This is a genomic window from Luteococcus sp. H101 (assembly GCF_038433155.1).
GTDB lineage: Bacteria > Actinomycetota > Actinomycetes > Propionibacteriales > Propionibacteriaceae > Luteococcus.
Map to the genome: position 1 here is coordinate 53,051 of NZ_JBCDMW010000007.1, position 24,087 is coordinate 77,137.

A 24,087-nucleotide genomic window follows, 5' to 3' on the forward strand; every position below is an offset into this window, starting at 1 on the left:
GGAAGTGGTGAGATTCGGGCCTGTTCAAACCAGGGGCGGTGGGAAGGGATGCGTGTTGCGCTTGAACTGGCCGAACAGGTCGGTCAGGAACTGCTGGTTCTCGTCAAGGAAGGCCCGTAGAGACGCGTCGGGTGGAGTGCCGAATGACAGCGAACGTCCCCGCACCGTGACGGGCCTTAGTGGAGCGTTGGGCTCCTCAGTGGCCAGGTAGAGCTTGTACTCCATCCCCAGCGAGGTGGAGATCTCATCATTGATGCCGGCGAGCTCGTGGAAGGACTGGCGCAACTGGTAGTTCATCCAGCTGCCCTCGAAGTGCTCTGACAAGACTTGCTGAAGCGCTGGTCTGCGCAGATGGTTCCACGAGACTGTCCCCAAGAAGGTTTGCTGGGCGCCGTCGGAGTCGTGGATCTTGACGCGGACGGTGGGCAGGTACCGGGGATTTCCGCCGACGAGGCATGCGAGGCTGAACAGGATGTCATCCGGGTTGTAGATGTGGACCGAGGCCATGGCCTGGTGGGTGTTGACCGCCCACGTCAGGAGGTCCTGGACGGCGTGGCGCCAGGCGTCGTTGTGGAAGAGCAGGTCGTCAATCCTCTCCCGCAGGGCCTCAACGGCTGGGATCGAGCGCAGGTCCACGCCGACCATCTCGTCGGCGTTCAGGCTGCCGTCGGAACAGATCTCCCGCAGGATCTTCTCGTCAGTGAGCTCGCTGGTGGAGAGACTGCCGAACCTCCGCACGGAGACCGCGCTGGCTGTCTCTTCGGACGTCAGTTCGGCGCCGCGTTCGGGGTAGGAGATGGCCTGTTCGGTGGCCCGGAACCCGGGGATCGAGTGGGTCCTGTTCTCCCAGCTGTATTCGGAGCACTGCTCCAACTGGTCGCTGGGCTCCGGCAGTTCCTCCAGCAGGTCCAGGAATTCCAGGAATTCGTCGGGATCCATGCGGTGCTGCAGGAGCGTCATGTACTCCGACATCGAACGCTGCAAGGGCGCGAAGTAGACGATCCACTGCCCGGAGAACCGTGCCTCCCGGAGCTTGATCTGGAGAAGAATGAAGTCCTTGACCTCTTGCTGCTGCATGTGATCGGCAATCTGGCCGAGCCCCTCCGCGCAGGCCTCCTCGCTGGTGAAGAACCACAGGAAATGACGGTTGCTGAACCGTCTCGGTGCTGGCGGATCGGGAAGTTCGACGGGCTCGACGGACGTGACGATCCCCGCGGCGGTGGCGATGATCTTGCCGGCGGTGATGTCGAATGGTGGCCGCCGCATGAGTTCCGCATACGGGGTGAGGAGTTCATGCCAAGTGGTGCTCAGCAGGATGAACCGATACTCCTGCTCGCGGAGCTGACGGTTCCTGCGGATCAGCGAGGCGTACTTGTAGAGTTCCTGGATTGCTTCGCGGGCCGGGCCGTCGGCACGCTTGATCTCGATGATCGCGTGGCGCCCATTGCCATCGGTGCAGTGGATATCGATGAAGCCGCGGGCGCCGTCAGGATTGGGCAGGTATGACTCCGGTGAGATGAGGGTGAGGCCCGGCTCGATCAGGTCAAGGTGATCTACCAAGTAGTCGCGGATGGTTGCTTCGGATGCAGTCATTGCCGTCCTCGCTCCTGAGGTTGTCGCGGCATTCTCGGGCCGCTGTGCCCGAGCGCGCTCGTGGGGAAACCTACACCGCACGGCGGAACGGTGGATCAGCTGGGTATCTCCCGGGGCCCTCGGCGACGGCCTCTTGAGCCAGCAGCTGCCGCGCGGTGCGCTCGTCGGTGATCAGCGACGTGATCAGCCGTGACCGGGCCACGGCGGCCAGGGCCAGTACCTTCTCCGTGCCGCCAGCGACGGCCAGCACCTGGGGCACTTGAATGAGCTGCTCCGCGGAGATCGAGATCCGGCGCTGCACCACGGGCGCGTCGAAGGGGCGGCCGTCGTCGCGGATGAAGATGCCCACCACTTCCGCGCGAACCTTGGCTTCGTCGAGCTGGCGCCGGTCCTCGCTGGAGAGACTTTGCATCAGCTGGGTGATCGGCGGATCCCAGGATCCGATGGACAGTACCGCTAGATCCAGGTCTGCATAGCTGGCGAGCACCGAGGAGATGGCCGGATCCTTCCTGAGGCCTGCCGCTGTGCTCGCGGAATCGACGAACATCGGCGCGAAGATCGTCATGGTGCGCACCTGGGAGCGTCCCGCCACTCGGCGAATCACGTCGACGGGGGACTGCTCGAAGTCGGTGCCGACGCTGCCGGTCAGCGCCACCAAGGTGGAATCCGGCAACAGCTCCATGTAGCCACCAATCGAGGCCAGCGTCCGGCCCCAGGAGAAGCCGAAGGTGTCGCCAGGCAGTACGGTTCGACGCAGATAGGCGGCCGCCGCTCGCGCCAACGCCTCCCGGTTCTCGGTGTCGGCCTCGGCGCCGGCCACCACCTCGACGTCGTCCAGTTGCAGGTGGGTCTTGAGCTGCTCGGCCAGGTCGTCGTCCCGCACCATCACGGACTTCCGCGCCAAGAGCGTTGAGGATCCGCGCTTTGCCGGATTGGCGGACATCTGTGAAGCCAACGACAACATCTGGAGTGCCGAGGCGGAGCAGTATCTGCTGGAGAAGTGGGGTCAGTGAGACTCTTGGTCCAGCCTGCAGAGGCACGCCCACGAACGCGTGGGCGGGCCTCTGCTGTGCTGGGATGACCAGCGGCTGAGGTTGAGGGCCTTGCTTTGGGCCCTCGCCCAAAGCCCTACGCCGAGCCACCGGGACGTCGTGCGTATGGCCATCGCGGGCCTACTGCAACATCAATGTGACAGCTGAGTGTTACAGCTGCAGCAGGCGCCAGACCGCTCTGCATCTCGGTGTGGGCGGGACAGAGGCTCCTACTCTCGCCAACTCGAACATAGTTAGACGGATGGCCCATCGAGATCCTCCGGGCTCGGTGGGGCTATCGGTCCTGACCACGGTGAACCCGCCCTGATGGTCCAGGGGTTGCCCGGGGAGGTTGGGATCGGCCACGAGGCGATCTAATCAGTGGGGCGCGAGCGTCTTCCGAACGCTATGTGATCGAGAATGGAGCTGGCGATCAGGACAGGGATCAACTTCCAGAGCGATAGATTGTCCTTGTCGGCGTGGCATGTCGACCCTCGTTCGTGGTCGACGGCAGCAGTATTTTCGGGAGAAATTGCTCTGGATTCCCAGCTGGGCTGAGGGTAGTTCAGCATGCGCCATGCTCGGGCGACCCAGTTCTGACGCAAGATCAGCCGCTGACTTGTCTCGATTTCTTGTGCCAGGTCGTGCGTCAATGGATGGCCGTTTTCGCATGCAAAGTCATCTGCGGAATGAACTCGATTTACCAGTTCACGATGGCGAGATCGGGCAATGAGCAGTAGGAGGATTGTCACGGCCGCAGCAAGAGCTGTCAATTCTCGCAGGATGGGATGTTCTGGTACGAAAAGTGCGACTACGAGCGTGGCGTCCAGTGACAGAGAGAGGATGAGTGCTGCTACGGTTCCTGTGGAAAATAGTATCGAGCGAGTCGGCGGGGGGTTCAATAGATAGTACAGTTGGTGGGAGACGATGAATCGGGCGGCCTCATTGCTCGTCAACTCATCGGGGTTGATCGCAATCGTTGGAACCCGTGAGTCGATGGATTGCCCTTGTGATGTTCCTCTGGACCGGGGCCAGATCTCTGGTTCTTCGAGATGGTACTTCTCGCTGAGGAGATGTAGCTCGTCGGTAGCCGCAACCTCTGCAGCCGAAAGGTTTTCGCTGCCGGGAAGCTCGTGGAGGCTCTGTGGGGGTGCGCCGAATCCGCCGCGGTCATCCTGATGCTTCCATTGGGCAGCAACAAACAGCTGACGAAGAACCCCCAGAGCTGTCCCAGTGATGCAAGCGAGAATGACATACTTCCAGCGCAGTTCATTCGCGGTTTGTGGTGAGACGACTCTTATCAAGAGAAAATAGACGCCGATTGCTGTCGAGAGAAGCATGGAAAGGGAGCCGATTCGGCTCTTGATTCGGTGTGACTCTGACCATGCGGCACGTCGGAGGGCTTGACGGTACCCGGCTTGCGAGCGTGCCAGATTGCGCCTCGCTGCTTGGAGCAGGAGGCGCCCGTCAGGCTCAGCCCTGAGTCCACGAAGATGGTTTAATTCCTTTGCCAAGAAACTCTCAATTTCTGCGGCTTGCTGCCTCTTTCGGGAAGCGTCAACCAAGAGGGGCTCCCAAGAGAACTGTTTCCTGAGCCATTGCCAGAATCTTGGCCAAAATATGGTAAAGAGGCCCCAAGAGAAGATTGCGGAAGGGATTGCGAGAGAATCAATGGTTGTTTTCCAGTTCATGTGTTCCTGATCTTCGGGGGTCTTGTGTAGAAATGTGGCTCGGTGAGGTTCCTGATTCGGTGAGTCCTACGCCACCATCTCCGGTGCCAGAACCTCCATCTGCTCCACCACGAGCTTGATCGCCTCGGGCTGCTTGCTGGGCGGGTACTTGTGCCAGCGCAGCAGGCGCTTCACGGAGGCGCGGAGCTTCGCCTGCACGTCCTCGCGCTTGGTCCAGTCGGTGCGGGTGTCCTTGCGGAGGATGGCGAGCAGCTCCCGCGCCATGGCGGCAAGAACCTCATCGCCCATGGTTTCCAGCGCACCGGGGTCATTGGCCAAGGCGTCGTAGAAGGCCAACTCGGCGTGGTCCAAGGGCGGGGTAAAGGTCTCGCCGCGGGCATTCTCGGCGCTGATCTTCTTGGCCAGCTCGGCCAGCTCGCGGATGACCTCGGCGGAGGTGAGCTGCTGGTTCGTGTACCGCAGCATCAGTTCGTTGATGCGTTCGCTGAAGGCGCGGTTGCGCACCAGGTTGTTGCGCGTGGCCTTCTCGGCTTCCTCCACCAACAGGTCGCGCAGCGCCTCGATCGCCAGGTGGGGGTGCTTGGTCTGCTGGAACTGCTGCAGCACCGCCGGGGTCAGGTTCTGCAGGCTGGGCTTGGGAATGCCGGCAGCATCGTAGATGTCGGTGATTCCACTGGTGACCGTCGCCTCGGCCACCACGCCGCGCAGCAGCCGCAGGATCTCCTCCGGCACGGGCTGGCCATTGGCCTCGCGCTCCTTGGCGTCGTACTTGGCCATCCACACCCGCACCTCCTCCAGGAAGGCGACGACGGGGCGCTGTGCTTCAAGGGTCTGGCTGCCGGCCGCCAGCGCCCACATCCGGGAGAGCTGACTGGCGAGTTTGCGATAGCGGTCGCCCAGCGTCTCCTCGCCGTCGCCGACGGAATTGCCGGGGGTGCTGGGGGAGCGCAGGTATTCCACGGCCCCCGCGACGGCGTCGCGTCGGGCGGTCTTGGCCCCCGAGGTGAGCACTCGTCGCCAGTCGAAGCCAGCCAGCAACCGTTCCAGCGCCGCGATCAGCTCGTGGGTGACAGCCGCTGCCTCGTCGACGTCGCGGCCGACGGGGCGGCTGGCCTTGTCGGCGTCGGTGTACTCGTCGAGGGCTTCGCGCAGGTTTTCGGCCAGCGGGGCGTAGCCGACGAGCAGGCCGTCCTCCTTGCCGCGGAAGGTGCGGTTCACCCGCGCCAGGGTCTGCATCAGCAGCGCGCCCTTGAGCGGCCGGTCCAGGTACAGGGTGTGCAGCGGCGGCGCGTCGAAGCCGGTGAGCATCATGTCCTTGACGATGACCAGTTCGATCTCGTCGTCGACGTCGGTGAGGCGCTTCTTGATCACCTGGTTCTGCGAGTCGCGGCGCACGTGGTCGCGGATGGGCGGCTCATCCATGGCATTGCCGGAAATGACCACCTTGATGCGGCCCTTGTCAATGTCGTCACTGTGCCAATCAGGCCGCAGCGCCACGATCTCCCGGTACAGGTTGGCGCAGATCTCGCGGGTGGCGCCAACGATCATGGCCTTGCCGTGCGGTGTGGCCTGCGAGTCTCCGTCGCGCAGGGCGGGCTCCATGGCGGCCCGGCGCTTCTCCCAGTGCTCGACGATGTCGGCGGCCAGGGCGCGCAGCCGTTCCGGGGCGCCGTAGATGGCGTTGATCACCAGGACGGACTTCTCGATCCGGCTGCGCTCGGCCTCGTCGAGTCCCTGCACGGTCTCGTCGGCAATCCGGTCAAGGTCTTCCGCGCTCAGCCCGGGCGCCAGGGCCACCTGCACCAGCCGCTGCTCGAAGTAGACCGGCACGGTGGCGCCGTCCTCGACGGCGCGGGTGAGGTCGTAGACGTCGATGTAGTCGCCGAAGACCTCGCGGGTGTCGTGGTCGGCCTTGCTGATGGGGGTGCCGGTGAAGGCGATCAGTGTGGCATTGGGCAGGGCGTCCTTCAGGTGCCGGGCGTAGCCGTCGAGGTCGTCGTAGTGGGAGCGGTGGGCCTCGTCGACCATGACGATGACATTGCGTCGGTCGGTGAGCGTGGGGTGGTCGAGGCCGGCGTCGCGTTCCTGGAGGGAGCGGCCGAACTTCTGCAGGGTGGTGAAGTAGATGCCGCCGGAGGCCGTGTTCTGCAGGCGTTCGCGCAGCTCTGAACGTCGGGTGATCTGCACGGGGGTTTCCGGCAGCAGGGTGGAGCGTCGGAATCCGGCGAAGAGCTGCCCGTCGAGTTCGTTGCGGTCGGTGATGACGACGATGGTGGGGTTGAGCAGCTGGGGGTGGCTCATCACCAGGTTGGCGTAGAGCTCCATCTCCATGCTCTTGCCGGAGCCCTGGGTGTGCCACACGACGCCGGCCTTGCCGGTGGATCCGACGGCCTTGAGCGTGGATTCGACTGCCTTGCGGACGGCGAAGTACTGGTGGGGCTTGGCGATGCGCTTGGTGATGGTGCCCGAGTCCTCGTCGAAGGCGGTGAAGTGCACCACCATGTCCAGGAAGCGGCCGGCCTCGAACAGGCCGAAGGTGAGGGTCTCCAGCTCGGTGGAGCTGGGGCCGGTCTCGACGGGGGAGCCGAAGTCGTCCACCTTCCACGGGGAGTAGTGGTTGAGCGGCGTGAACGGGGTGCCGTACTGGGCGCTGAGACCGTCACTGACGACGGTGGTGACGACGGTGCGGAAGGCCGTCCCGAACTCGTGCAGGTAGGTGCCGAGCTGCGCGTGGGCCTTCGCGATGGTGGCTCCCACCGCCCCGGCCTGCTTGAGTTCGATGATGGCCAGCGGCAGGCCGTTGACGTAGAGCACGATGTCGAAGCGTCGGCTGTGCTGCCCGTGGATGATCCGCACCTGTTGCACGGCCAGGTAGGTGTTCTCGCTGGGGTCGGTGCTGATCAGGCGGAGGGTGGGGGTCTGCTCGGTGCCGGAGGAGTCGACGTAGCCCAAACCGTGGAAGCCGTGGGCGAGCAGGGCGTGGAAGGCCTTGTTCTCGGCCAGCGCGTCCTGGCTCTTGGGCGTGAGCATCTCGGCCTGTGCCTGCGCCAGGAAGGTGTCCGGGACGCTCGGGTTCAGCCGACGCAGCGACTGCAGGAAGGTGTCCTGCAGCACCAGGTCAGCCAGTGACGAGCGCTCGGACTCGAGCGATGAGCCGACGGCGTGTTCCCAGTCAAGCTCGCCCAGCCAGTCGAGCATGTCCTGTTCCCACTCGGATTCCCGGATCATGAGGAGGGTCCTTTCGGCAGGGAACGCAGGGTTACTAGAGCTCGTTGCAGGGAAGGGCTGTTCTCGGCGGCCCGATCCACATTCCAGTGGAGCCGGGCGAACTCGTTCAGGTGCTCGACGAAGAGTGGGCCGGCGTGTGCTTCGTCGCGGGCCACTTCTTCCCGTATGTCGCGGCTATGGCTTTTAAGACAGAGGGTGAGAAAGGTGTGCTTGGCGTGGTCCTCGCTATCGGGTGCGAGGGGGACAAGGTCGTTCGAGACATGGAAGTACTTGGCGAAGTCCATCCGATCGGCCATGAGCCACGCTTCGGTCATGGTGTGCGCGATGCGCAGTGCGAACAGCGGGTTGTAGGGGATTCCTTGCATGAGACGCTTGCGCAGGGCGACGGGGCACTCACGATCGGAGTCTCGGAAGATGACCCACGGCTCGTTGCGGGCAGCCTGGGCGTAGTTGGCGATCTTGGGATCGAGCTTGGACTTGCCGCCTGCTGAGCGGGCGGACGTCACCGCGTGCCCGGCGGCCGTGCATGTCTTCACCGCCGCCTGCAGGTCGGACGGCCCTTCTACGACGACGCGCATGCGCGTTACCGCCGAACGGCGGTGAGGAGTCCGGAGAGGTCTTCAGGCGCTACCAATGCCGAGGTGATCTCCGAGAAGGGAAGGTCAGCATCGACTTCGTCGGCGACCTCGGCGATGTCTGAGAGGGCGGTGGCGATGGAGCCGTCTTCCGTCACCCGGAGCACGAGGACCTCGTCGGCGTTCAACCCTTCGTCATCGAGCAGTTCGGGTGCGTGGGTGCTGAGGATGACCTGCATGGATGAGCTGCGCTGGGCCATCGCCAACAAGGGCGCCAGCTTGCGTACCACAGCCGCGTTCAGGGACAGCTCGGGTTCTTCGAGCAGCAGCACCCCGCCGTTGGAGGGGGCGCTGACGATGGTCCACAGTAGACCGATGAGTCGCAGAGTGCCGTCGGAGAAGTCCGTCTCATCCTGCTTGGCCGGGTGTTCGCGCCAGTTGCGGTAGCTGGCCACGAGATGTGGCTGACCGGCTGAATCGAGTTCAAGTTCCAGGCTCTCAAAGCCAGGCACCGCCGACTGCAGGGCCTTCTGAATGCGCGTGAACCACGCTTTGCGGTAACGGGGCTGGGTGGCATTCATGTCGGCGATCATTGAGCTGCCAAAGGCTTGCGCGTCGTTGAGGGAGCCAGTGGCGGGGTGTCGGATGACCTGCGGGACCAAGTGGAAGTAGGTGGTCTTCGCGAAGTACTCGGCGACTGACCGAAATCGCTGGTTCGCGGAGATTTGTTCCAGATGAGTCTGGGTAAGTCGCTCGGGGTCCTGCTTGTCGTCGGCATCAGGGCGCTGTAGCAAAACCTCGCCATTCTTCGTAACGACCTCCTCGGCGACGATGGGGCGGTTGAGCCCCTTGCCCTCCCCCTTTACTGCGAGGCGGTAGCGCCAGATGTCATCGCCCTCATGCAGCCCGACGTCGACGACAAGGTGCCCCTTGGCGTTGTTGCGCGCAAAAAGGCATCGTGCCTTGGACAGTCCGCCGCGGGTGCGGAGGGCGGAGGCCAAGCCGCCGCCGGACCGGGAGATGTCGCCCAAAAACCGCAGCAGGTCGAGGAGGTTTGACTTGCCTGATGCATTGGGGCCGATCACGATCAGCCGATCGCCCACCTCGAAATCGAGGTTCTTGAAGTTGCGCCAGTTGTGCGCTGTGACGTGGGTGATCTGCATAACTCAATCCTTGCAGGAGCAGTGGAGCATGGGTGGGAGGCGGTGCATGGTCAGGCCCCCTTGCGATGAAGGGAGGTCAGGTTGATCACCTTGGCGACGGGGGTCGCCTCATCGGTTGGCTCGTCGAGGCGCGCCCAGTGGCGCACCAGCTGGGGTGGCAGGCCGGTGTAGGCGGCCAGTGATGGGCCATCCAGGGCGGTGGCGCGGGAGAGCGCCTGCTTCAGGAGAAGCGGGCGTTCGTCCGCGACGGGGACGGGTTCGATGTGGGGATCTCGCCACCCCAGTGAGGAGAGCTGGATCTGCAGGCTTCTGGCGCGGTCGGGGGAGATGGCGCCAACATCACGGGCGCGCATGACGATGGCGCCGACACTGAGTCCGTAGTCGGCCTTGACGGGCAAATAGCCGCGCAAGGTGGTTGCTTCTGAGATGCGCGCCATGACCTCCTGCTTTGGGAGCAGGAGCGCCCCGGCGAAGCGGTGGGCGCGCAGTTCGCGATAGTCCTTGGTACTGGTGATCGGGCTGGGGAGGTCCTGGTCCCAGATGTGGTGCGCGGCCTCGTGGGCGAGGGTAAAGCGTGCCACAGCTCCGGGCATCTCGGTGATGAGGGCAACCAGTGGCCGCCGGTCCTGGCAAGTGGGCAAGCTGATGCCGGACAGGTCCTGCGTCTGCTCGCCATGAGGGTCGAGCCCGTTGATGACGGCGATGCCCTGCCGTTCCAGCGCACGCGTGACATTGGGGACCGGAGCTCCGTCGTCGATGCCTGCGGCCCTGCGCACTTCGAGTGCAACCTGTTCCACATCTTCAAGCAGGTCATCGGCGTCGGTGAATTCGAAGGGCTTGTAGCCGGTTTCGCTGGAGATCTGGGTGAAGACGCGGGCGGCTTCACGGGCTAGCCGTGTACTGCGCTTCTGGTCCAGGGCGGAGGCGCGGGCCTTCCTGCGGAAGGTCGGTACGGCGGCCTCGTGGATGGGGTCATTCTGGGTGAAGAAGTCGACGGGGACGCCGCACTTCTCTCCCATGGCAACAGCGAGTTCGAGCGGGAAGCGTTGCATTCCGCTCTCGATCTTGGACAGCTGGGCGGGCGTTGCTCCGACGCTCTCGGCCAGGCGTGTCCGCGACATGCCGAGGAGTTCGGCCAGTGCCTTGATGCGCTGTCCGATGAGTTCCGGGTGGGTCACTGGTCGGCCAGCCCCTCCTCCTCCCCCTCGTTGGGGAGGTCGAAGGTGAACAGGTCGCCATCCTCGTCCGAACCGACGAAGCTCAGGTCCTCCTCGTTGATCAGTCCGCCGCGGGGGATGACCAGGTCCAGGTCGCAGGGCGTGGCCTTGCCGAAGGCGCCGGGGGCTCGGGTGTGGACGATGCGCAGGTCATAACCGTCCTCCCGGTTCTGGGGGTCCTTGTAGGACCAGATCAGCAGGAAGGTCTCGCCGCGCAGGTTGGCACGACCGGTGAGGCTGCTGACCCGGCCGAGGCTGGGCAGGGTGGTCTGGATGGGCTCATTGCTCCACGCCTTGCGCCGTGCCGGGTTGTAGCCGGCGTGCGGGATCCGGTCCGGCTGGCTGTAGGGCGCCTTGAGGAAACGGATGGTCATGCCGGTGGTGCTGTCCACCAGGAGCAACTGACCCATCTTGCGAGGGTCGCCCTCGACGCGCCAGCCGTCGGGGAGTGGCTCGGCTTCTTCCAGCGCGAGCCGGACGTCCTGGCGGATGTTCAGCGGGCGCGTGTGGGGGAAGCGGGCGTGATCAAAGCCCACGGCGCGGGCTTCGGCTTGCAGGATGGCGCCACCCATGGCGTCGTCGATCAAGGGCGCGATGAGCCTGACACGGCTCAGCACGAGTTCGACAGCGGCGTCCATGGGTGACTCCCTCCAGAGCTGATGTAGAAAGTTTTGCATACAGATGCAAGGGCTGCTAGAGCGCCTCGCTGACGGTCTTCTCGACGTCCTTGACGCGCAGCGTGCCGTCCATCAGGGCCGGGAGGAGCGTGTCTTGCAGGGAGGCAAGTGTCGCCGCCTCGTGTCGAGCGGCTTCTCCTCGCAGGCCAAGCGCCGCGAGTTCCTCGGCCAGATCATGTGGCACAACAGTTGGCATGGGCAGCTGCATCACCTCGCCGGGTTTGACGCGTTGGTGGCTCCCTGATGTTCCCGCAGCGTGCTCGCCCAAAAAGCCCGAGACACGTGGGCTTGAGAGGAGAGCCCAGAGAACCGAACTATCGAGAGCGCGCGGTTCGAGCACCAAGAATTCTGTGGATGCCACCGAATCCTTTTGGGGGGACGGTAGGTTCCAGACGCGGGGGAAGCGGGGGTTCAACTTCGAGAGCAGGACCGAAGGCTGAGCAACCACGAACTTGTTGCTCTTGATGTCTTCGCGCTTCTCAAGACTGGGAAGGGCACCTGCATCGAACGCTGGCAATGAATAGTGCCAAACCTCCGGCGCCATGGACTCGGGGGAGACGGACTGTTTGCTAAGCGAGCAAAGGTCCTCCAATGCGCCCGTGATCGGCAGCGCGGCGATCTTTGCAGTCATGAGCTGTTCCATGGTCGCGACGAGGGCGCGGTTGGCGGCGATCTTGTCGTCCAGGGCCCCCAAGACCTCCGCGATCGCCTGCTGCTCGGGGAGAGGTGGGAGTGAAACGGGGATGTCTCCGAGGAAGTTTCGGTTCAGGGAGGGCTGCGCGCTTCCAGAGTTGTAGGCGGTGAAATCGATCGTCTTCAATCGCCAGTAGACCCAGTGGGGGTCATTGCCGTGAAAGTCTCTGACAAACAGGCAGGTGTTTAGTGGCCAATAGGCACTCTCCACGAGCGTTGCAGTGCCGATGGCTGCGCCGCTACGACCGATGGCAACGCCTGGTCCCGGGTACAGAGCCGTGTCGTGATATCCGGTCACACCAAATGAACCAATGATGGGGATGGTTCCGGAGCGCCGGGTCTGGCTGGGGAGGTCATGGCCTCGTTGGAATGACGCAACGTCGTTGAGGGTGGTTTGGGTCCAATCGACCATCACAGCCTCCCCAACTGCTCGCGTACGACGGCCTGCAGCCGTTCCGACTCGGCGAACTGCTCTTCCAGCTGCTTCGCCAGACGTGCGATCTTCTCATCCAAGGGCTCGGCGTCGGCCGCCGCCTCGGCCATGCCGACATAGCGTCCCGGGGTCAGGGAGTAGCCGGCGTCCTTGATCTCGGCGAGGGTCACCGAGCGGCAGAAGCCGGGGATGTCGGCGTAGGTGGCTTCGACAGGCTCGGCCACCGTTGCCGTGGCCTCGACAGGCTCGGGCGTCGTCCCTTCGACAGGCTCAGGGACCGGGGTGGATTCAGGCTCAGGGAGCGTGGCGTCCTTGGTGCCCAGCTCCAGGATCTCCATGCCGCGCCACAGGTGGTAGGTGTCGGCGATCTTCTTGATGTCGGCGTCGCTGAAGGCCTTCTCGGCGCGGGTCACCATGTGGCCCAGGTTGCGGGCGTCGATGAACAACACCTCGCCGCGGCGGTTCACCGAACCACCCTGACCGGCCGACTTGTCCTTGGTGAAGAACCAGATGCACACCGGAATGCCGGTGGAACGGAAGAGCTTCTCTGGCAGCGCGATCATGCAGGCCACCAGGTCGTTCTCCACCAGTTGGGCGCGGATCTCGCCCTCGCCGCCGGAATTCGAGGTCATCGAACCATTGGCCATCACCACACCGGCGCTGCCCGTCGGCTTCAACTTGGCGATGATGTGCTGCAGCCAGCCGTAGTTCGCATTCTTCGCCGGCGGCACGCCATAGGCCCAGCGGGAATCGGACTCGACGCGGTTCCAGTCCTTGATGTTGAACGGCGGGTTCGCCATCACATAGTCCATCTGCGTGCCCGGGTGCAGATCGAGCGAGAAGGTGTCACCCCAGCGGGGTCCCAGATTCGCATTCAACCCGTGGATGGCCAAGTTCATCTTCGCCATCCGCCACGTGCGCTCGTTCAACTCCTGACCATAGACCGCAAGCTTCGTCGGGTCCTCGTCGTGCGCGGCCAAGAACTTCTCCGCCTGCACGAACATGCCACCCGACCCGCAACACGGGTCGTAGATCCGCCCCTCCCGGGGCTGCAGCACCTCGACGATGGTCCGCACCACGCTGGCCGGCGTGTAGAACTCGCCACCTCGTCGGCCCTCCGATGCAGCGAACTTCGCCAGGAAGTACTCGTAGACCTCGCCCAGCAGGTCCCTCGCGCGGGCCGCGCCCTGACCGCTGAACTGCACCTGGTTCAGCAGGTCCAGCAGCTCCGCCAGACGCTTCTGGTCAACCTGCGGCTGGTTGAAGACCCGCGGCAAGGTGCCCGCCAGCGACGGGTTGTCCGTCATCAGCAGGTCCATCGCCTCATTGAGGCGCTGGCCAATCGTGGTGCCGTCATTCACCTTCGCCATCTGCACCAGGTAGGGCCAACGGGCATCCTCGGAGACCCAGAAGACGCTGGAGCCCGTGTACTCGTCGCGGTCCTCCTTCATCTCCGCGATCGCCTCGGCGTCGAAACCCTGCTCCGCCAGCTCGGTGGCCAGCGTCTCGGCGCGCTCGGTGAAGGCGTCGGAGACGTACTTCAGGAAGACCAGACCCAGCACCACATCCTTGTACTGGGAGGCATCCATGGAGCCGCGCAGCTTGTCCGCGGCCTTCCAGAGCGTGTCCTTGAGCTCCTTCTCCGTGCTGGGCACCAGCGCGTCCTGCTTCTTCCTCGGCGCCATCACTGGGCCTCCTTCTCATCATCGGTCGGGGTGACCAGCACCGCGCCACACGGCACGGATCGCATCACCACACGGCGGAGCTCGTCCACCACATTCTGTCGGTCCCGCAGCTGCTGCTCGAACCGGTCGAGCACCTCCAGCGTCTGGTCGGTGGCCCGCCTGTCCTTGGCCACCGGCACCTGCCATGTGCGCCATGAGGCGCTCCCGGTAGGGAGATCGTTGATCACCGCCGCGATCGTGCGCGGTGAGATGGGGGCGGTCGACGCCAACCGGATCACCCGTGCGGGGGAGGCCACCACGGCACCGCCCACGTCATCAACGCACGCCGCTGGCTTGCCCTGCGAGCAGAAGACGACGTCACCCGGTGCTGTCACCTTGGCATTCGGTGCCTGGCGGGTCAGTTGGAACATGTCTGCCCCTACCGGCCGGTGGTCCCGCAGGCACTCCGCCGTCCACATTCGCGACGAGCCGCCGGGGACAGCGGCCAGGTCCAGCCGGGTTCCGGGCACCACCTTGAGGCTGCGACGACGTGCCAGGTCCCCCAGCATCACCACGGAAGGATCCATGCCGTCGGTGACGCTGGCGCGCAGCCCTTCGGCCGGGTTCGCCATCGGGGTGCTCAGCTGCTCGAGGAGCTGCTGGATGCGGGCGGCGTCGTCACCAGGAAGGCCAGGCAGTGCCAACGGAATGGTCGTGTCCAGCGCGGTCAGTGACGTCGAGCGGGCCAACAGGTTGGGCAGAGACACGGGATGCAACAACTCCACCGCTCGGCGGCGATCAGTCTGTGCGACCGCCACCAGGTCATCCAGGAGCTGCTGGGTGCGGACCTGCGTCAACGGGTTGCCGCTGAGGTCCCCCACGCGCGGATGTGCATCAGCGTCGCGCTCGATCAGCCACAGCCCCAGATGGCCACGAGCACCGTCAGCCAGCAGACCCTGGGGAAGGCGCACCACGGCGCGCACCAGGTTCTCACGCAGCAGGGCATCGCGAAGGTGCGTCAGGTCACCGAGCTCATCCACCAGGACCTGGGCTGGGCCAACCACCAGTGCGCGGGTTCCGGGAGCCAGTTCCAGGGAGAAGGTCTCCAGCGCAACCAGCGCCGCCTGCGGGTCAGCAGGCAGATCGGCCAGCACGACGCTCCCCGTGCGCAGCTGCCACGAGTCATCGTCGGGTGTGCGTGGGAAGACGCGCCGCGCGGCCAGCCGCTGACGGGCCCGACGCGTCGCCCTACTTGTCCCGGTCAGGACGACTCGGGGCTCGGGCAGGTCCTCGTCGCGCAGCAGGTGCACCACCACATCGGTGACCGAGCCGTCCACGTCGACGATCTCCCCGTCCTCGGCCAGCAGGGCCCGGGCCGTGGCCGACAGGAGTTCGACGAGGGCCGGCGACAGCCGTGGCAGTTGGGAGTCCTGGCGATCCATGGCCTGGATGAGGCGGTCATGGGCGTCCGCCGGCGTCCAGGCAGCCTCGACGAGCGCATCGGCCCGCGCCGCCAGGGCCTCGATGTCATCAAGGCCCTGTAGCTCTGACCAGCACCATTCATCGTCGGCGTCCGCTTCTTCGACGCAATCCAGAAGGTCCTCCGCATCCATGGTGGTCAGGGTGTCGGAAATAACGGCCCGGGCGGCCACCAGGGCTGCCAGTCCTTCGAGCTCTTCGCGGTCCGCATCACGCGGCACCGCGGTCTGCAGGGCAATGTCCAGGCGCGGCTGCGGGTTGTTGCCCCGGCCGGTGGCCTCCAACCAGTCGAGTACCTCATCCGCGTCGAAGCGACCCGAAGGCTGGGGAGTGGGGAAGGAGAGCCCGAGCGCGGGGCGCTTGCGCCACACGGAGACCACGGGGCGCTGCACCTGGCACAGCCGGGCCACCTGGCCCAGGGAGAGCGTCTGCTCGGTCATCTCGGTTCCTCCTTTCGATGTGCCTCACATTACGGCGATTCCCGATCGTGCGACTCGAAATCACTGATAAGGGGGGTTATCAGAGTCGAAACGAGAACGAGTCCCTTCTGGAGTTCACAGTGGAGTCATCGCCGCGGCACCCCGGTCACGGCACCCCGACACCACCCGGGAGCAGACATGAAGAAGCTCAACCTCCTGACCGCAGCCGCGGTCGCCTCTCTGGCCCTCACCGCCTGCAGCGGGGTCCAGGCCAGTTCCACCGACACGGCGCCCGCCGGCACCAACCAGGGCGCCAGCGCAGCGGCACCCGCCGATGTCTCCGAGGCAGCCGAGGCGACTACGGCTGCGCAGCCGGACGAGGCCGAGTCCACCGCGGCGTCCGGCGTGGCCGCCTTCGGGGAGGCCTACACCTGGCAGGACGGACTCGCCGTCACCGTCGGCAAGCCCGCCGTCTACAAGCCCAGCGAATGGGCCGCCGGCACCGACACCTTCAAGAGCTTCGTCATCTTCGAGGTCCGCGTCGTCAACAAGACCAAGGCGACGTGGGATCCGGCGTTGCTGCACATCACGGTGCAGTCGGACAACCAGGAGGCCGAGCAGGTCTTCGACTCCCAGAAGCTCGCCGACCAGCCCACCACCAAGTTGCTACCTGGCCGCGAGGCCAAGTTCCCCGTCGCCTTCGGCGTCGCAAACCCCAAGGACCTCGTGATGGAGGTCACCCCTGACTTCGAGCACGAGTCCGTGCTCTTCCAGCAGTAGTCACCACCGGCAGGACCAGCAGTTCAACCCACCCCCAAAACTCCCGAGGAGGAGCCATGACCGACATCATCTGCCCCGAGTGCCACACGGCATTCAGCCCCGACGGCGCCAGCTACGCCCAGATCGTCAAGCAGGTCCACGACCACGAGTTCTCCGTCGCCCTGGAGGAGCGCCTGAAGCTTGACGTCGAACTCGCCGTCGCCAAAGCCCAGGCGGACGCCGACAAGCAGCGCGCCAAGGTGGCCGAGCAGCTCGCCGCCGCCAAGAAGGAACTGGCCGACGCCAAGAAGCTGGCCGAGAGCGAGTACGCCCTGAAGCTGAAGGAGACCGAGGCTGCCAAGGATGCCGAGATCCAGCGGCTCACGGCAGACCTGGCTGCCCGCGAGACCCGGCAGGAGCTGGCTGTCACCGAGGCTGTCAAGGACCTCGAGGTGAAGCTGGCCAAGACCAGCACCGAGCTGGAACGGATCCAGCACGAGCACACCGTCGCCGAGCAGAACCTCAAGGAGAAGTACGAGGGGCAGATCCGCGACCTCGACGAGCGGATCAAGATCGCCCGCGACCTGAAGGCGAAGCTGTCCACCAAGATGCTCGGCGAGACGCTGGAGCAGCACTGCGAGAACGCGTTCGAGAACGTGCGCGCCATGGGCTTCCCACGGGCGTCCTTCGAGAAGGACAACGACGCGAGGGGCGGCAGCAAGGGAGACTTCATCTTCCGCGACTTCGACGACGATGACGTCGAGTTCGTCTCCATCATGTTCGAGATGAAGAACGAGAGCGACACCACGGCCACGAAGCACAAGAACAAGGACTTCTACGCCAAGCTCGACAAGGACCGCACCGAGAAGAACTGCGAGTACGCCGTGCTGGTCTCCCTGCTGGAGGCGGACAACGAGCACTTCAACAGCGGCATCGTCGAGGTGTCCGGGTACTCCAAGATGTACGTCGTGCGGCCGCAGTTCTTCCTGGCCATCATCTCCCTGCTGCGCAATGCCGCCCGTGGGACGGCCCAGTACAAGAAGGAACTGGAGCTGGTGAAGGCGCAGAACATCGACATCACCACCTTCGAGCAGGACCTCGAGGCCTTCAAGACGGCCTTCGGCAAGAACTACGACCTTGCCTCCCGTCGCTTCGCCACGGCCATCGAGGAGATCGACAAGTCCATCGACCACATGCGCAAGATCAAGGAGGCCCTCCTGGGAGCCGACCGGAACCTGCGGTTGGCCAATGACAAGGCCCAGGACGTGAGCATCAAGAAGCTCACCCGGAAGAACCCGACGATGAAGGCGAAGTTCGACGAGCTGAAGGCCGGTCAGCCGGCGCTTCCGGCGCCCGATGCGGAGAATCCCTCCGCTGCCTGAGTCACTGGTTTGATGGGGCTCCGCGATTTCGGTCGCGGAGCCCCATCAACGTGTCCGCCAGACACCAGGCAATTGCTCGTGCCGTGTCCACTGCACACCATCCCACCATCGCAAGACGCCCCTGCCTCCGTATGGATACCACCCCGGGGGCGGAGGTGCCGACGGGGCTGGGGGCCGTGCCACGAAAGAGGGGCTTTCAGGCTGACTCGAAACTGCAGAATGGAGGGCCGGGAATTGCGAATCTGGGCGCGCAGCGGCAGGCAGCTGCCGCCGGTGGGTGTGCAAGGACTCGATCACCGCGGGCGTGGCGAGCGTCGGATCCTCCGCCAGAAGTCGCGTGATGATGGCCTGGGTCTGTTCGCTGGAGAGCTGGTGCACAGTCGAACCCAGTTGTTGGGATTGTTCCGGCGTCAGCTGGCCTAATGCTGCGAGGCGCTCAATGGCTTGTTCCGAGTGAAGTCGTGCGAGTAGGGCTTGAAGCAGCGTGGCTCTCGCTCCTGGTGTCGTCAGCCCCGGCGGGAAATTGGTCGATGGGCGAACTTGTTCAGCTCGCTCGATGGGCGGCTGGGCCCCTGAGGCTTGCGCATGGCGGCGATACTCCATCGGCATCGGTGGAGGCGGCAGAGCCTTGGTTTCCCGTTGACTCTTCTCCCAACCCAGAGTCTTCCTGCGGTCCTGCTTCTTCTCGATTGCGTGCGTCACAGCCGCCCCGACGCCGAACGCAACGAGCGCAGTCAGGCCAAGGGCAACCAATTCGCCCAGAGCATTGGAGCCATTTGATTCCAGCACGTCGATCTCGTTGCCCGATTCGCCACCGTCAGGATCGAAGGGACTCAGAGTGGCATGTGCTTGTAAGTGGCCATCAGGTCCGTAGGCGAGTGGACTGTATTCCCCAGGGTGCACGTGGGACGTCCCGAGGTCAGTACCGTCGGGCCACTCAGCCCACACCAACTCACGGGGCATTCTTCCTCCGACGGTAGGCGCGCTCGTCCACATCGATTGGGATGAGGAGATCTGACGCTTGACTTGGCGACGTCGGTGAAAGCTGGTCGCGATCGCGACTGGACCCACATCGGTCTGCCGAGCCAAGCGGCATGATGGTCTACATAGTATCTCTGAAGGACAGGATCCACATGCACGCCCAAGACGTGAAGCTCATCGACCTCTTCCACGGGTCCGTACGCTTCCTGATGCCCATGTTCCAGCGCCCCTACGTCTGGGGCGAAGAGCGCGAGTGGGCGCCGCTGTGGCAGGACATCCGGCACCAGGCAGAGATGGTCCTCGCCGCCGGACATTACGGCGACGCACCGTCGCACTTCCTCGGCGCCATCGTCACCGAGCCGCGAGCCACTTTCGGGAAGACGGAGCACGTCGTCATCGACGGCCAGCAGCGGCTCACCACGCTTCAGATCGTGCTTGATGCCGCTGAGCGGGTCGTCGACGAGTTGGGTAACCCGTCAGACGCGGCAGACCTGCGCGTCCTCATCCTCAACCAGGACTCCCAAGGGAAGACTCCGGACGACGAGACCCGCTACAAGGTGTGGCCCACCAACCGGGATCGGGATGCCTTTGCTGCGGCCATGGAGGATGTTCGCCCCGTTCCCGCCAAGTACGCGGAATCCCGCTTGGTCAAGGCCCACAACTACTTCACTGAGAACATCACGGAATGGGCGCAGGCCGATGGTGAGGCCAACGCGGCCTCCCGGCTGGGGGCCCTCGTGCGGACCTTGCGCACCCAGCTGGTCCTCGTCGGCATCAGCCTTGAGCAGGGCGACAATGCCCAAGCCATCTTCGAGACCCTCAACTACCTCGGCGCCCCCTTGTTGGCGGCAGACCTGATCAAGAACCACCTCTTCCAGCGCGCCCAGAAGGAACACCGCAACTTGGCGCAACTTCACAAGCACTACTGGGCCGGCTTTGACGGTGACGGCAATGGTGACGAGTACTGGCGCGAGAAGGTCCGCCAGGGCCGGCTGAACAGGCCCCGGATCGACCTGTTCCTGACCCATTGGCTCGTGATGAAACTCGGCCGCGAGTTGCCCAGTGATCGGATCTTCGCGGAGTTCCGTGACCGGATCTCCAAGGACGTCGTCAACGTCGAAGACCTGATGAAGGAACTGCACACCGACGCCATGGCCTACCGAAAGTTCATGGATGCGCCGCGCGGAACTGTGGAGGAGACCTTCCGGTACCGCGTCCTGGATGTCCTCGACGCCAATGCGGTCATGCCCGCAGTCCTGTGGGTGATCGCTCATGACGTCCCTGCGGATGAGCGACAGCTTGCTCTGGAATCGCTGGAGAGCTGGCTGGTTCGCCGGGCGATTCTTCGTCTGGGTTCCAAGGACCTGAACCACATCACGATCGACTTGATCAAACGTCTGCGCGGTGCCGAGGCTACCCAAGCCGGCAGTGTGATCCGCGAATTCCTCGTCGAGCAGACCGCGCCCACCCGCCTGTGGCCGGACGATGTCTCCATCGTCGAACACCTACAGGCCGCTCCGTTCTACAAGCAGGCCAAGCGCAGTGTGAACCGGATGCTCCTGGAGGCGGCGGAGGAGATGCTGCGACGTGATGCCAAGGCGGAGGAAGTGTCGTGTCCGCGAGACCTTTCCGTGGAGCACGTCATGCCCCAGAAGTGGACAACCCACTGGCCGTTGGGCAGCGATGATCCGCTGGACGTGGAGCGTCGCGATCTGATGGTCCAGACGCTCGGAAACCTCACCTTGGTCACTCCCGGCCACAACTCCGCGTTGTCCAACAGCGCATGGCTTGCAGAGGGAGCAAAGGGGAAGCGTGAATACCTGTTGAACAACGCCGTCCTGAAGCTCAATGCCGAGCTATACGGCCACGAGGACTGGACAGAGGAGCGGATTGCGGTGCGTGGTTCTGCACTGGCGCAGCTCATCGTCCGGACGTGGCGCCGGCCCGCGGGCGGCCCTTCCACCACGAGCTTGCTGTCCAGCCCCAGCAAAGTGAAGCGCAAGACCAGTGTCCACCGCGCCACCTACGAAATCCACGGCCCGGGTTTCTGCGAGGAGGGCTTGCCCCGACGCATCGCACTGCGCCAGATGATTACCCGTGTCAACGCGGCGGGGCTTCCCATGGAGACCGTCCGCGAGGCCCTCAACTCCAGCAGGCTGCGCCGCGTCGAGGGGATCCACGAGGGCCAAGAGCTCTTTGAGCAGCTCGTGGCACAGCACGGAATCAATCCCGAGGCAGCAGGGCAATGGTTCCTGAACCATCCGATTCATGAGAGTGGCCATACCTGGGTGCTGGCGGAAAGCTGGGGACGGCATCGTACCCATGCGAGCCTGGACAAGCTGTCCAAGCTCGCGGATGGCTTCGGCTGGTCCACCACGGCCCGCGTCGCGGGCGCCGCATGGAGTCTCGAGGACGTGATGGATCACCTCGAGGAAGCGCCCGAGTTGGCCGCAGTCGTGACCAAGATGTCGTCCGGTGTTGAGGCTTTGGGCGGCAGAGTTCGGGGAACCGCCGCCCAGGAGCCGTCTGTCGCACTAGGCGTCCCCGGTGTCGGGGGAGAGGTCTGGCCGTTCACCTTCTACGCCGGCCGGCCGGAGCGCCCAGTTTCGATTGGCTTCCACTTCGCGGCAGCTCCCGCAGGAGCCGAAGAACGCTTCCTGGGCCGCATTGCCCCCTTGCTCCCCAGCCTCGACGCGGAGGCTGTCCGGGCCTCGGAGTATCGGGCCTGGCCGTCAGTGAGTGCTGGGGATCTGCTCCTGGAGGGAGTCCCCGAGGCCCTCGCACAAGCCACCGAGGAATATCTGGGCGACGGCGACACCAGCCGATGGTGGTGCATCCACAATGATGAACTGTCCGGCCAGACCTTGCAGCAGGGCGGCTTCGTCAGCCTCGGCTGGGATGAGCTGGGGGACCTCAACACGTTCAGCGACCGAGAAGCCCTGAAGAGCCAGCTCCGCATCGCCTATCCGGGTGAGAAGGAGGGTGCCTACACCAACTGGACGGCAATGCTCACCAAGTTCGCCCACGAACTGAAGCCCGGCGACTACGTCATCTCCCCGGTGAAGGCCAGCCGCACCGTTGACATCGGGGCTGTGCGGGGGAGCTACTGGTTCGACGCCGAAGCGGATCGGCACAAGCACCGCCTACCCGTCGAGTGGTTGGTGACTGGGATCGGGCGCGACGAGTTCTCCACCACGGCTCGCCACGAGATTGGCGGGGCGCTGGCACTGTTCCGGGTGCGGCGCACCGCTACGGAGTTTGCTGACCAGGTGTCCATGGGCGTTGGTGATCCGGGCGACCCGGTTGCCACAGGCGCCCGGTGAGCGACTGGGCGGTGGACGTCACCCAGCGGCTTAGCGCTCGGGTTTGGCCTGACGAGTTCGAGCGCGCCCTGTTCCACGGGCCACAGCCGTGGAGCCAATGAAGTCTGGGTCTTGGCTCGGGCTCACATTTCACGTACGCCTGCAAGTGGGTTACTGGCACGGAGGGATGATCAATGCAGACCACTGAGATATTCGACTTTGAGACCAACTGGATGCTGGATGACGGCACCTTCATCCATATGATCGCACTGGGGGTCGATGTCGGGTCCGACTATCAACTCGTCCTGCTGCGCTCAGGCGAACAAGTCATGTCTGTCCACGTTGAGTTCTTCCTCTCGGAGCTTCCTGACGGCGCCCTTGTGGTGTCTGCAGGGGCTCCCACACGTCCCATTGAGCTGGAGGGAGAAGCGCGGACGACAGATCTGGTCTTCCAGCTGGAGGATGACTATCTGGACGGGAGCGACGAGGCAGTCGACGTAGACCTGTACCTCACTCGGGACAACGTGGTGCACCTTGACCTGCTTGTCGATGTGGCGGAGGAACTCCGTGAACACGCCACGGTGGATATGGATGCGGGCAGTTTCGCCGCGTTGGCGGATCAGATTATTCGTGAGATGTCTGTTTGATCGGACTCCTGCCGGTTGGTTCACTCGATCGCACGTGACGCCTTGCCTTCCGTCCACTGTCGGGCACACATGCGTCATGTGGGGGATTGGTCAGCTGGTGCCCCTCGAGGCTTCCCGCCACCACTCATCCGGGGCCTCCAGCGGATAGCGGCCCCCCGGATCCCCCGGGCGCCATACCGTCGCCTCCACGTCCGCCGGGAAGTGCAACTCCGTCTCCTCGAACTGCACCCCGAACCGGGTCAGCACCCGTCGTCGTAGCCCGAAGAGCTCGCCGGCGCCATGGTCCCCTGCTTCCTCGGAGTTCCCAACCACCCGGGTGGCGTGCAGCCGGTCCCCGCGCCACACGTGGTGCACCATGGTTGGCCCCAGCAGCAGCGCGCAGAGCTGGTTGACGCAGTCCGTGAAGACCTCCTCCACCTCCTCATCACCCCGCTCCGCGAAGTCCGGGGTGACCCGCGCGCCGGCCACCCGCCCCAGGAAGACTGAGGCCGTGGGCAACACCTCCAGCAGCGCCACCCGACGGGGATCACCGGGAACCCGCAGGTGCAGCCGGAGGGCACGGTCATCGTCGCCCGGTTCCAGCAGCCACTGCACCAACCGATGCCGCGCCATCACCTGCGGCGCCATCACGGCCAACTGCTCGATGTCCGGCCGGATCGCCTTGATCATGGCCAGCGCACCACGCCCGTCGTGGACCGTCTCCTCAACAACCGTGAACCCCAGCGACTCGTACAGCCCACGTGCCGGCTGATTGTCCGCAAAGACGTTCAGAGTGGCCCGGGTGGCGCGGGCCAGCTCGGGGCTGTGCAGCCTGGCATGCGCCAGCAGTGCGGTGACCAGCACCCGCCCCAGCCCCGCGCCTCGGCGTCGCGGGTCAACCAGCAGCCGGCCCAGGTGCACCGCGCCGTCGCGCAGCGTGAAGGAGCCGGTGCCCACCAGGTGCCCATCTACCTCCAGACACCGGACATTCCAGCCGTCGCGACTTGTAGCCAGCAACGCCTGCGGCTCCAGCGGGAAGCTCAGTCTGGGCCCGGCACAGACCAGCAGTTCCTCGGCGCTGGCAACCCAGCCGCTGATCACCTGGGCATCGGCCAGAGTGGCGGTGTGGAGTTGCATCCGTGCGTCGGTCACGGAACAAGTGTGACGCGTGTCC

Annotated in this window: 17 protein-coding genes; 4 read left to right on the forward strand and 13 right to left on the reverse strand. The window is 64.7% G+C overall.

Annotated features, from left to right (window positions below; translation table 11 throughout):
- Positions 1-24: 24 nt before the first annotated feature.
- The 11 genes from AAEX60_RS01950 to AAEX60_RS02000 all read right to left on the reverse strand — a co-directional run bounded on the left by AAEX60_RS01950 (position 25) and on the right by AAEX60_RS02000 (position 15,884).
- Complete coding sequence (locus tag AAEX60_RS01950; protein WP_342100753.1) at positions 25-1,593, reverse strand: endonuclease NucS domain-containing protein; 1,569 nt, start codon at positions 1,591-1,593, stop codon at positions 25-27.
- Positions 1,594-1,663: 70 nt separating this feature from the next.
- On the reverse strand, positions 1,664-2,536 hold the full coding sequence (locus AAEX60_RS01955) for a sugar-binding transcriptional regulator (protein ID WP_342100757.1): 873 nt from the start codon (positions 2,534-2,536) through the stop codon (positions 1,664-1,666).
- Between the two features lie 462 nt (positions 2,537-2,998).
- A complete protein-coding gene (locus AAEX60_RS01960; RefSeq protein WP_342100759.1) occupies positions 2,999-3,964 on the reverse strand; it encodes a hypothetical protein in 966 nt (321 codons plus the stop codon).
- Positions 3,965-4,381: 417 nt separating this feature from the next.
- Positions 4,382-7,543: a type I restriction endonuclease subunit R gene (locus tag AAEX60_RS01965; RefSeq protein WP_342100760.1), complete on the reverse strand. Its 3,162-nt coding sequence runs from the start codon at positions 7,541-7,543 to the stop codon at positions 4,382-4,384.
- Positions 7,540-8,121, reverse strand: a complete 582-nt coding sequence (locus tag AAEX60_RS01970; RefSeq protein ID WP_342100763.1) for a hypothetical protein — start codon at positions 8,119-8,121, stop codon at positions 7,540-7,542. Before AAEX60_RS01970 ends, AAEX60_RS01965 begins: the two co-directional genes overlap by 4 nt.
- Before the next feature lie 5 nt (positions 8,122-8,126).
- Positions 8,127-9,281 carry an AAA family ATPase gene (locus AAEX60_RS01975; protein WP_342100764.1) on the reverse strand — a complete coding sequence of 385 codons (1,155 nt, stop codon included), beginning with the start codon at positions 9,279-9,281 and terminating at the stop codon, positions 8,127-8,129.
- A gap of 50 nt (positions 9,282-9,331) precedes the next feature.
- The gene (locus AAEX60_RS01980; RefSeq protein ID WP_342100765.1) at positions 9,332-10,459 is read right to left on the reverse strand and encodes an XRE family transcriptional regulator; all 1,128 of its coding nucleotides are present in this window, start codon (positions 10,457-10,459) and stop codon (positions 9,332-9,334) included.
- A complete protein-coding gene (locus AAEX60_RS01985) occupies positions 10,456-11,136 on the reverse strand; it encodes a hypothetical protein (protein WP_342100767.1) in 681 nt (226 codons plus the stop codon). Before AAEX60_RS01985 ends, AAEX60_RS01980 begins: the two co-directional genes overlap by 4 nt.
- 55 nt (positions 11,137-11,191) lie before the next feature.
- Positions 11,192-12,280: a restriction endonuclease subunit S gene (locus AAEX60_RS01990; RefSeq protein WP_342100768.1), complete on the reverse strand. Its 1,089-nt coding sequence runs from the start codon at positions 12,278-12,280 to the stop codon at positions 11,192-11,194.
- The gene (locus AAEX60_RS01995; protein ID WP_342100770.1) at positions 12,280-13,986 is read right to left on the reverse strand and encodes a class I SAM-dependent DNA methyltransferase; all 1,707 of its coding nucleotides are present in this window, start codon (positions 13,984-13,986) and stop codon (positions 12,280-12,282) included. The genes AAEX60_RS01990 and AAEX60_RS01995 overlap by 1 nt, the downstream gene beginning before the upstream one ends.
- Complete coding sequence (locus AAEX60_RS02000; protein WP_342100771.1) at positions 13,986-15,884, reverse strand: hypothetical protein; 1,899 nt, start codon at positions 15,882-15,884, stop codon at positions 13,986-13,988. Before AAEX60_RS02000 ends, AAEX60_RS01995 begins: the two co-directional genes overlap by 1 nt.
- A 177-nt stretch (positions 15,885-16,061) precedes the next feature.
- Here AAEX60_RS02000 and AAEX60_RS02005 point away from each other — a divergent pair, with 177 nt between their 5' ends.
- Positions 16,062-16,643, forward strand: a complete 582-nt coding sequence (locus tag AAEX60_RS02005; RefSeq protein WP_342100774.1) for a hypothetical protein — start codon at positions 16,062-16,064, stop codon at positions 16,641-16,643.
- Positions 16,644-16,699: 56 nt separating this feature from the next.
- Positions 16,700-18,004, forward strand: coding sequence for a DUF2130 domain-containing protein (locus AAEX60_RS02010; protein ID WP_342100776.1), 1,305 nt, complete (start codon positions 16,700-16,702; stop codon positions 18,002-18,004).
- Between the two features lie 45 nt (positions 18,005-18,049).
- Here the strand turns inward: AAEX60_RS02010 and AAEX60_RS16375 are convergent, their stop codons facing one another.
- Complete coding sequence (locus AAEX60_RS16375) at positions 18,050-19,000, reverse strand: DUF2510 domain-containing protein (protein ID WP_446721234.1); 951 nt, start codon at positions 18,998-19,000, stop codon at positions 18,050-18,052.
- A gap of 137 nt (positions 19,001-19,137) precedes the next feature.
- Between AAEX60_RS16375 and AAEX60_RS02015 the strand changes: the two genes are divergently transcribed.
- Both AAEX60_RS02015 and AAEX60_RS02020 read left to right on the forward strand, forming a co-directional pair.
- The gene (locus AAEX60_RS02015; RefSeq protein ID WP_342100777.1) at positions 19,138-22,308 is read left to right on the forward strand and encodes a GmrSD restriction endonuclease domain-containing protein; all 3,171 of its coding nucleotides are present in this window, start codon (positions 19,138-19,140) and stop codon (positions 22,306-22,308) included.
- Between the two features lie 173 nt (positions 22,309-22,481).
- Positions 22,482-22,934 carry a hypothetical protein gene (locus AAEX60_RS02020; RefSeq protein ID WP_342100778.1) on the forward strand — a complete coding sequence of 151 codons (453 nt, stop codon included), beginning with the start codon at positions 22,482-22,484 and terminating at the stop codon, positions 22,932-22,934.
- Between the two features lie 90 nt (positions 22,935-23,024).
- On the opposite strand, the gene AAEX60_RS02025 is transcribed toward AAEX60_RS02020, so the two are convergent.
- A complete protein-coding gene (locus AAEX60_RS02025) occupies positions 23,025-24,065 on the reverse strand; it encodes a GNAT family N-acetyltransferase (protein ID WP_342100780.1) in 1,041 nt (346 codons plus the stop codon).
- Positions 24,066-24,087 lie beyond the last annotated feature (22 nt).

What these genes read in the sequence shown, in the direction of transcription:
- AAEX60_RS02020 (WP_342100778.1), top strand. Translation starts at nt 22,482, where the DNA reads ATGCAGACCACTGAGATATTCGACTTTGAGACCAACTGGATGCTGGAT.
- AAEX60_RS01985 (WP_342100767.1), bottom strand. Translation starts at nt 11,136, where the DNA reads ATGGACGCCGCTGTCGAACTCGTGCTGAGCCGTGTCAGGCTCATCGCG.
- AAEX60_RS01995 (WP_342100770.1), bottom strand. Translation starts at nt 13,986, where the DNA reads ATGGCGCCGAGGAAGAAGCAGGACGCGCTGGTGCCCAGCACGGAGAAG.
- AAEX60_RS01970 (WP_342100763.1), bottom strand. Translation starts at nt 8,121, where the DNA reads ATGCGCGTCGTCGTAGAAGGGCCGTCCGACCTGCAGGCGGCGGTGAAG.
- AAEX60_RS01965 (WP_342100760.1), bottom strand. Translation starts at nt 7,543, where the DNA reads ATGATCCGGGAATCCGAGTGGGAACAGGACATGCTCGACTGGCTGGGC.
- AAEX60_RS02010 (WP_342100776.1), top strand. Translation starts at nt 16,700, where the DNA reads ATGACCGACATCATCTGCCCCGAGTGCCACACGGCATTCAGCCCCGAC.
- AAEX60_RS01975 (WP_342100764.1), bottom strand. Translation starts at nt 9,281, where the DNA reads ATGCAGATCACCCACGTCACAGCGCACAACTGGCGCAACTTCAAGAAC.
- AAEX60_RS02000 (WP_342100771.1), bottom strand. Translation starts at nt 15,884, where the DNA reads ATGACCGAGCAGACGCTCTCCCTGGGCCAGGTGGCCCGGCTGTGCCAG.
- AAEX60_RS16375 (WP_446721234.1), bottom strand. Translation starts at nt 19,000, where the DNA reads ATGTGGACGAGCGCGCCTACCGTCGGAGGAAGAATGCCCCGTGAGTTG.
- AAEX60_RS01950 (WP_342100753.1), bottom strand. Translation starts at nt 1,593, where the DNA reads ATGACTGCATCCGAAGCAACCATCCGCGACTACTTGGTAGATCACCTT.
- AAEX60_RS01960 (WP_342100759.1), bottom strand. Translation starts at nt 3,964, where the DNA reads ATGCTTCTCTCGACAGCAATCGGCGTCTATTTTCTCTTGATAAGAGTC.
- AAEX60_RS02015 (WP_342100777.1), top strand. Translation starts at nt 19,138, where the DNA reads ATGCACGCCCAAGACGTGAAGCTCATCGACCTCTTCCACGGGTCCGTA.
- AAEX60_RS02005 (WP_342100774.1), top strand. Translation starts at nt 16,062, where the DNA reads ATGAAGAAGCTCAACCTCCTGACCGCAGCCGCGGTCGCCTCTCTGGCC.
- AAEX60_RS01990 (WP_342100768.1), bottom strand. Translation starts at nt 12,280, where the DNA reads ATGGTCGATTGGACCCAAACCACCCTCAACGACGTTGCGTCATTCCAA.
- AAEX60_RS01955 (WP_342100757.1), bottom strand. Translation starts at nt 2,536, where the DNA reads ATGTCCGCCAATCCGGCAAAGCGCGGATCCTCAACGCTCTTGGCGCGG.